This is a genomic window from Litorivivens sp. (genome assembly GCF_041625495.1).
GTDB lineage: Bacteria > Pseudomonadota > Gammaproteobacteria > Pseudomonadales > Spongiibacteraceae > Litorivivens.
Genome location: NZ_JBFJTH010000183.1, coordinates 1 through 6942, shown reverse-complemented (window position 1 = coordinate 6942; position 6942 = coordinate 1). Strand labels below are relative to the sequence as shown.

Genomic DNA, 6942 nt, shown 5'->3' with positions numbered 1-6942 from the left:
GCCAGCTGAGCGTAGAGTGATTGGTTAGGCAATTGAAATCAGGCGTACTGGCAGTGTGTCCAAAAAGAGGGAATCTTCACTGAGCGACTCCAGTCGCTGATGGTGGCTTCCCCAGTCTGGGCAAAACCAATTGTTGTTGATTCGCATAATGTATATTATGTTAAATAAAGTATCATGCTGTTTTGGTTAAGCGCTAAGTCCTAGGAAGTCCTCTTCTGTTTGGTCTCCGCTCGCGTCGTCGCTACGGCGTTCTCTTTCTTGGCGCGCTCTATGATTTGTTCGGCTTTAGAACGTACGGGTGTTCTTCCATCGGCAAATTCGTCCAGCCGGTCACTCTGGCTAGCACTGTCTCTCATAGCGCCTGATGTAGTCTTCGGCGTATCCTGCTTGCCGGTAACACGGCGCTCGACGAAAAAGTAATACCCTAATGCAGCTGCCAGCCAGACCAGCCACTTGCCGTAAAACGCAGCATCGATAAGATGTGGTCGATCTGTTTCTGCGCCAAACGCTCGCAACTCCGACGATACCAGTGCTGCCAGGCCAATTGCGATCAGCGCGATCAGCATGCCGCGTAAGCGAGGCTTCAACCATCGCCAGACAGTGAGGAAAAGTGCGCTTCTAACCAAAAATTGCAGCATTAGACGTGCCCGATGGTTAAAGCAGCAATGATGCCGACCAAGCTTCTGGTCAGTAATTTGTGGCGTTCGTCTTTTTCAGCCTCGGCTATCAGGGCTTCAAGGTCATCTTTGTGCAGGGACTCAAATTCAATGCCCTGTTCTGACAAATTGGCGCGTACGCTGCGTATAGCCCGCTGACGAATTAGGTTCTTGGATTTGTCGAGAAGCTTCTGCTTTGCGTTGCTTAACATACGGCACTCCATCGGGCTCAATTACGATCATACTACTGATATGTCGAACCAGCACTCCACACCACACTTTGAGACCGCGACAAGTACCTATTTACGCCTGTGGCGTTGAAAGCCACACTGATGCTTTTGGTTCATTGAGTCAGTGATCTCATGACTGTTAAACCCAGGCTTAAAGAGCGGGGAGCCAGCGGCATCGAGTACGGCTTGCTACTGGGGTTGATCTCTGTGGCGATGCTGGTTGCGCTCACCGGTGTTGGGGTCAGCCTGGATTCTACGTTCACGACGATTTGTCAGGGTTTTGGGGGATGTTCTCCTTAAATCTGCCACCGCTCATCACGGGTTTTGTGCGCCAGCCCAAGTTTCTCCAGCTTGCCCAGAGCATCATCGATCTCAAAATCGAGACGACATTGCCATTTATCCGCGAACCAGTGTTCAATTTTCTCGTCTAGTTGTTGAGCGCTCATTGCCTGCCCTTCAGCCAGTAGAAAGTAGTACGCCAGCAAGCTTTCTTTGCACTCGGATTCTTCCGCATCGTCCAGTATTCGGTAGATGACCCCGGCATTATTGTCGAGAAGCTTGAAATAGAGGTTTCGGGTCAGTGTCTGGGTAAATCGTAGTTTGCGGTTGCGAAAACTGGAAAATTGCTTCCACAAATAGCCGCCCAAGGCGCCTAAGCCAGCCAAAAGTGCAAGGATTGAATTACGATCCAGGGTTACTGGCTCCTGTTTCCAGCCCAACCAGAAACCCAGTAGCGATCCGAGCAAAAGCAGTGTTGCGCCCAGTTTTGTCGACAACACCACCCCGCCGCTCACTAGCGCTGGAATGCCGATTAGCAATTTGTCCCGAATCCGCATGCCAATGCGGGTGTTTGGAAACAGCATTTCCAAATCGGCTTCTGGCACATCCTTGAACAACTTGAGCATCGTCGCGCCTGGCCTGCAGCCACCAAGCGTGCTCTGCTCGTCTATGGTTTCCTTAAATCGGATAAAGAGCACAACACGATCAAAATTTCGGAAATTGACGGTACGTGAGAAAAATCCCAGTGGGCCATTAATGCGTTCGGAGCGTTCACTGACACCGCGTGTGTACAACAACACTTCGTCAAAGTCTTCCAAATTGACGTACAGACGGATGTTGAACAGAGAAGCAGATTCAAACGCACGGTTAAGTTCAGTTTCGGTGACGCGCTCATAGTTGCCGCGTATCAGCACCTGTTCCAGCAACGCCGCCAGTTGATCGTCGTCAACAGCTTCTACGCCACTACGGCGGGTATCCACGTCGGGATCTACCGTCGTGTAGGCATCTTTCAAGGCCTGCTTGATCTGATGAAATTCCTGCTGAAAATGCGCTTCAATGGTTGCTGCGGTGCGTTTAAATTCGTCGAGTTGCGCGGGCGTCAAAGCGCCCTCGTCCAGGCACATTGCGACAATATCCCGCCGCCGAAAAGGAATGAACCTCAGTAGTGGTAATTCGATAGCTGCTGTCATGGCGGGCGAGGTAATCATCAGAAAGCAAAGCGCAAACCAGCAGACAGCGCGCTGGGGTCATTGCCAGGCGTCGTAGCCAATTCATCACCGTGGGTTCCGTCCACACCCTGATAGGCTGCATTTCGATCATTGTCGGTTTGGGTATAGACCACGTAGCTTTTCAGTGATGGTGCAAGCATTTTTTCTAAGCCGAACGACAGTTTCAACGCGCCCGAATCTGAAACACCCGCAAAATCTGCGGCTTCCATCACTTGCACGATCCAGTTAAAACCACCCTGTTTCCAACCCACGTTGACCGCGACCGCATTGCGATCCAGAAGACCATGGCCACCGACATCCAGATCGTGTCGCACACGTTCCAGGATCAGGTTAGCCGTTAGACGGCCCTCGCGATGCTGCAGCCCCAGTCGGGTCGCGTCTATCGTACCGCCAGCCAGTTCGGTGTAGTGATCGTGGGCAAGCGTCGCAGATTGTGAATCGCCCTGCCATGTCAGACTGCCACCGAGTAATTTACGATCGTTATTGTCAGCGCTGCCTGCTGAACGCTGTGAATCCGCAGAATATTGCAGCGCCCATAACCAGCGACCTGAGTTCGTGTCGCGTTCGTCACGCCACATCAGCATGTTTTCAGCGCGCCGATCAAGTAGATTCCCGACGCCACTGGCGGCGCCAATAATCGCACCCCGATCGGCTATTGTGTCGTTGAGCAGGCTGTACTGGGTGCCGACCAATTTAAAGAGAGTGTCATAGCGACCGGCTAACAGCTCACCATAGCGGCCACGAATACCGAGAAAACTGTTGCGGGATGTCAGTGAATCGCCATTGCTGCCATCCAGGTTAATGGTTTGTTCCAATTGATACAAAACCGTCAACTCTGGTGACAGCATCTGTTCGCCACGGATGCCAACTCGTGAAATATTGCTGGACACACTCAACTCTCCATCAGTCAGTGCGTCGTTCCCGTTTTGTTTGGCTACGGCTCGGCTGACATCTGAATCCAGATAATCCAGCGACACATGCATAACACCGTAAAACTCCAGTTGCTTGCCAACCACTTCGATGGCATGGCTGCCGGAAGAGGTCATGCCAAGGGCCAAGCTGAAGCCGAGGGCCGTAAGGCCATGTCTGGACATAGGGTTGATCCTTTTAACGCGCAGCACAATCTGGTTAAGGGCTGCCTTGTTGTAGGGTGGCAGATGCTGCATCATAGGTGTTTGTTTTTTCACATGATAAGCGTGTAGCCGCGCCTTTGGGAATGCCTAAATACCAGTATATTTTAGCGGCCCTGTTGTGTTGGGGTTCCCACGCAGCCGCAGACACCGTGCGCGTGGCCGTCGCGTCAAATTTTGCCGCGCCAATGAATGCTCTGGCTGCGGCGTATGAAGCCCAATCCGGCCATCAGTTGCTAATATCGTCGGCCTCTTCCGGCAAGTTTTTTGCCCAGATCCGCCAGGGTGCCCCCTACCATCTGTTTTTTTCCGCTGATCAGGACAAGCCTCTGGCATTGGAGCAGATGCAGTTAACGGCAAGTGGTACGCGATCTACATACGCTCACGGCACACTGGCGCTATGGTCACGTTTTGCGGCGCCCACGGCAACCACATTACAGAGCTTGGCCCAAAACCCGACGCAGAAAGTGGCGCTGGCGAACCCTAAATTTGCGCCTTACGGGATGGCTGCAAAACAGGTGTTGCAGCATCTGGGCCTTGATCACACGCGCGCGCAGTGGGTGCTCGGTGAAAATGTGGCGCAGAGTTACCAGTTTGCCTACAGCGGCAACGTCGCTTTTGGTTTTGTCAGCTATTCCCAAGTAAAGTCAGGAAATGGCTTTTACTGGCTGCCACCCAAGGATTGGTACACTCCGATTCGGCAGGATGTGGTGCTACTGAAAACGGCTCAGAATAATCCTGCGGCACGGGGTTTCCTCGCCTATATTCAAACGCCACCGGCGCGTGAGATCATCCAATTCTGGGGCTACGAGGTGCCAGATAACTGATGCCGTTTCTGACTGATACAGACCTGCAAACCCTCTGGCTGACTTTACAGCTAGCCACCACGGTTACCCTGATATTGTTGATTATCGGAACGCCAATTGCCTGGTGGCTGGCGTGCACGCGGTCCTGGCTGAAAGGACCGGTCGCTACTATTATTGCGATGCCCCTCGTATTGCCCCCGACAGTACTTGGTTTCTACTTATTACTCGCGATGGGCCCACAGGGCCCTATCGGCGCTTTCACTCAGTCGCTTGGTTTGGGCACCCTGCCCTTTTCCTTTACAGGCCTTGTTGTCGCCTCGGTGATCTATTCCATGCCTTTTGTGGTGCAGCCGTTACAAAACACCATGGAAGCCATCGGTCGTCGCCCCATTGAAGTGGCAGCCACCTTGGGTGCCGGCCCCAGGGATCGCTTTTTCAGTGTGGTATTGCCCCTATCGCGCCCGGGTTTTATTACGGCGGCAATTTTGGGCTTTGCTCACACGGTCGGCGAGTTCGGGGTGGTCTTAATGATTGGCGGTAGTATTCCCGGTGAAACCAGGCTGGTGTCAGTGCAAATTTACGATCATGTTGAAGCGCTACAATACCCACAAGCCCATGCACTGGCTGCGGTCATGATTGGCTTTGCCTTTTTTACCTTACTGGCGCTATATGCCTTCCAGCGGCGGCATCCGGGCTCCGGATACAAGGTGGGCATATGAGTATTCAGCTTCGCTATTGCAAGCGTTTTAGCGCGCGCGACGAAGGGTTTACGCTGGATGTCGATCTGTCTGTGCCGAGTAAGGGCGTCACCGCATTCTTCGGCCATTCCGGGAGTGGTAAAACCACCCTGCTGCGCTGCATTGCCGGGCTGGAAGAGCCTGACCTCGCACAGTTGAATGTGAACGGGCAGAATTGGCAGGCGCAGCCCGCACATCGTCGTGATATTGGGTACGTGTTTCAGGAGGCCAGTCTCTTCCCCCATCTCAGTGCCCAGCGTAATCTCGACTATGCAATCAAACGCAGCAGTAAAGCCGCTGACCCGGCTTTGTTCACCCGTGTCATAGACATACTCGGTATTGGTGGGCTGTTGGCGCGCTTCCCGGACAAGCTCTCCGGGGGTGAACGCCAGCGCGTAGCCATTGCCCGGGCACTGTTGCGATCTCCCCAGTTACTATTGATGGACGAACCGCTGGCTTCGCTTGATCAGGCCCGAAAGCAGGAAATCCTGCCTTACCTGGAGAATATTCACACCCAATTCGATATCCCGATTTTCTACGTGAGTCACGCAATAGATGAGGTTGCTCGTTTGGCAGATCACGTAGTGGTGCTACATCAGGGAAGTGTTAGCGCACAGGGTGAGGTTAAACGTGTATTTGCGCGCACCGACCTGCCGCTTCATATCGGCGATGAAACTGGTGTTATTCTGCTGGGAACAGTGGTTGAGCGCGATACCCGCTGGCGCCTCAAACGAGTAGTCTTTGACGGCGGTGAACTATGGCTCCGCGACGGTGGCGACGCGATTGGTCGATCGGTTCGGGTGCGGGTACTGGCGAGGGACATCAGCCTGGCTCTCTCGGTTGACGACAACACCAGTATTCTCAATCGCTTGGCAACGACTGTCACCGACATTATTGACGATGAGGACGAGGCAATGGCCCTTATCCGGCTTACTGTTGGCTCCTCTTCCCTGCTGGCCCGCGTGACGCGACGTTCGGTAGCCCAGCTGGGGTTACAGCCCGGCATGCCCGTATGGGCCCAGATTAAGTCTGCCGCCATGATTCGCTAACTCAAGCTTTAGCTGCATCGGCCGATATCTTGTGAGAGCCCTTGTGATATAGCTTTTGCATGAATATCGACAAATCGCTGTACGTGCCGACAGCACATCAGAACCCTCCGGCAGCCGTTGACGTGCGGCGCACCATTCCTGTGGTGAAAGTGGGGGCAATTCTTGACGTGCTGGTAGCTCGGCAGCACAATCGCAACAATTACAGCCTTCAGGTTGGCAAGGATACCTTGCAGGCCACCAGTGAACGGCCGCTGCCGGTCGGTAGCCGCCAAGTGTTGAAGGTATTGAACGTAGATACTCAAGGGCGTCTGACTACACAGGTACTGTCGCCCACGGAAAGCCGTATAGCCCAGGCTTTACTGGCAAAAACCGCGGTTGCGCAGTCACTGACACAGCTGTATCAGAACTTGCCACAAGCAGCGCGACCGGCCGCTGGTTTGCCCCCCTCGGTACAGCAGTGGGCGGCAAGGCTGCTGGCGGCAACACCCACCCGCAATGATGTTGTGCAACCTGATAAGTTAGCTCAGGCGCTGCGCAACAGTGGCGTTTTTCTCGAGGCTTCGTTGGCGCGCGGCAGCGCAGCTCCCGCACAAGATACAAAATCGCTGCTGTTGAACCTGCTGAATCAATTACTCAAAGCATCCCCAGCCCGCCCTGGTGCTCCACTACCCCAGACCTACGCGCCGTCGTCAAAACCCGCGGTTTCTTCTCAGACAACACCAGCAGCGACATCAACACCAAATACCCCCCTTCGAGGGCAACCCCAAAGCATCACCCCTGCGCCGCAGAGCACAGCGCCACAGAACACGGCACCGGCGAGGACGAG

General features: G+C 54.0%; 8 protein-coding genes and 1 pseudogene. 5 read left to right on the top strand and 4 right to left on the bottom strand.

The window, feature by feature from the left end; genetic code table 11:
- Positions 1-200: 200 nt before the first annotated feature.
- Both ABYP39_RS16180 and ABYP39_RS16175 read right to left on the bottom strand, forming a co-directional pair.
- Positions 201-638 carry a hypothetical protein gene (locus ABYP39_RS16180; protein ID WP_372783571.1) on the bottom strand — a complete coding sequence of 146 codons (438 nt, stop codon included), beginning with the start codon at positions 636-638 and terminating at the stop codon, positions 201-203.
- Complete coding sequence (locus ABYP39_RS16175; protein WP_372760010.1) at positions 638-868, bottom strand: hypothetical protein; 231 nt, start codon at positions 866-868, stop codon at positions 638-640. Before ABYP39_RS16175 ends, ABYP39_RS16180 begins: the two co-directional genes overlap by 1 nt.
- A gap of 150 nt (positions 869-1018) precedes the next feature.
- Between ABYP39_RS16175 and ABYP39_RS16170 the strand changes: the two genes are divergently transcribed.
- Complete coding sequence (locus ABYP39_RS16170; protein ID WP_372760012.1) at positions 1019-1186, top strand: Flp family type IVb pilin; 168 nt, start codon at positions 1019-1021, stop codon at positions 1184-1186.
- Here ABYP39_RS16170 and ABYP39_RS16165 read toward each other — a convergent pair.
- Positions 1183-2373 carry a TMEM143 family protein gene (locus ABYP39_RS16165; RefSeq protein WP_372783569.1) on the bottom strand — a complete coding sequence of 397 codons (1191 nt, stop codon included), beginning with the start codon at positions 2371-2373 and terminating at the stop codon, positions 1183-1185. The two genes, ABYP39_RS16170 and ABYP39_RS16165, sit on opposite strands and share 4 nt — an antisense overlap.
- Positions 2373-3563 (bottom strand): porin, encoded by a 1191-nt coding sequence (locus tag ABYP39_RS16160; protein ID WP_372783567.1) that lies wholly within the window; start codon positions 3561-3563, stop codon positions 2373-2375. The genes ABYP39_RS16165 and ABYP39_RS16160 overlap by 1 nt, the downstream gene beginning before the upstream one ends.
- Positions 3564-3676: 113 nt before the next feature.
- Here ABYP39_RS16160 and modA point away from each other — a divergent pair, with 113 nt between their 5' ends.
- The 4 genes and pseudogenes from modA to ABYP39_RS16140 form a co-directional block, all read left to right on the top strand.
- Complete coding sequence (gene modA, locus ABYP39_RS16155; protein WP_372783565.1) at positions 3677-4351, top strand: molybdate ABC transporter substrate-binding protein; 675 nt, start codon at positions 3677-3679, stop codon at positions 4349-4351.
- Entirely contained in the window at positions 4351-5049 is a 699-nt protein-coding gene (modB, locus tag ABYP39_RS16150; RefSeq protein ID WP_372750154.1) for a molybdate ABC transporter permease subunit, read from the top strand. The genes modA and modB overlap by 1 nt, the downstream gene beginning before the upstream one ends.
- On the top strand, positions 5046-6116 hold the full coding sequence (modC, locus tag ABYP39_RS16145; RefSeq protein ID WP_372783563.1) for a molybdenum ABC transporter ATP-binding protein: 1071 nt from the start codon (positions 5046-5048) through the stop codon (positions 6114-6116). Before modB ends, modC begins: the two co-directional genes overlap by 4 nt.
- A gap of 59 nt (positions 6117-6175) precedes the next feature.
- A pseudogene (locus ABYP39_RS16140) lies at positions 6176-6942 on the top strand (hypothetical protein); the annotation flags it as partial.

Coding starts and splice junctions, on each gene's coding strand:
- ABYP39_RS16165 (WP_372783569.1), bottom strand. CDS start 2,373: ATGATTACCTCGCCCGCCATGACAGCAGCTATCGAATTACCACTACTG.
- modB (WP_372750154.1), top strand. CDS start 4,351: ATGCCGTTTCTGACTGATACAGACCTGCAAACCCTCTGGCTGACTTTA.
- modC (WP_372783563.1), top strand. CDS start 5,046: ATGAGTATTCAGCTTCGCTATTGCAAGCGTTTTAGCGCGCGCGACGAA.
- ABYP39_RS16180 (WP_372783571.1), bottom strand. CDS start 638: ATGCTGCAATTTTTGGTTAGAAGCGCACTTTTCCTCACTGTCTGGCGA.
- ABYP39_RS16160 (WP_372783567.1), bottom strand. CDS start 3,563: ATGATGCAGCATCTGCCACCCTACAACAAGGCAGCCCTTAACCAGATT.
- ABYP39_RS16170 (WP_372760012.1), top strand. CDS start 1,019: ATGACTGTTAAACCCAGGCTTAAAGAGCGGGGAGCCAGCGGCATCGAG.
- ABYP39_RS16175 (WP_372760010.1), bottom strand. CDS start 868: ATGTTAAGCAACGCAAAGCAGAAGCTTCTCGACAAATCCAAGAACCTA.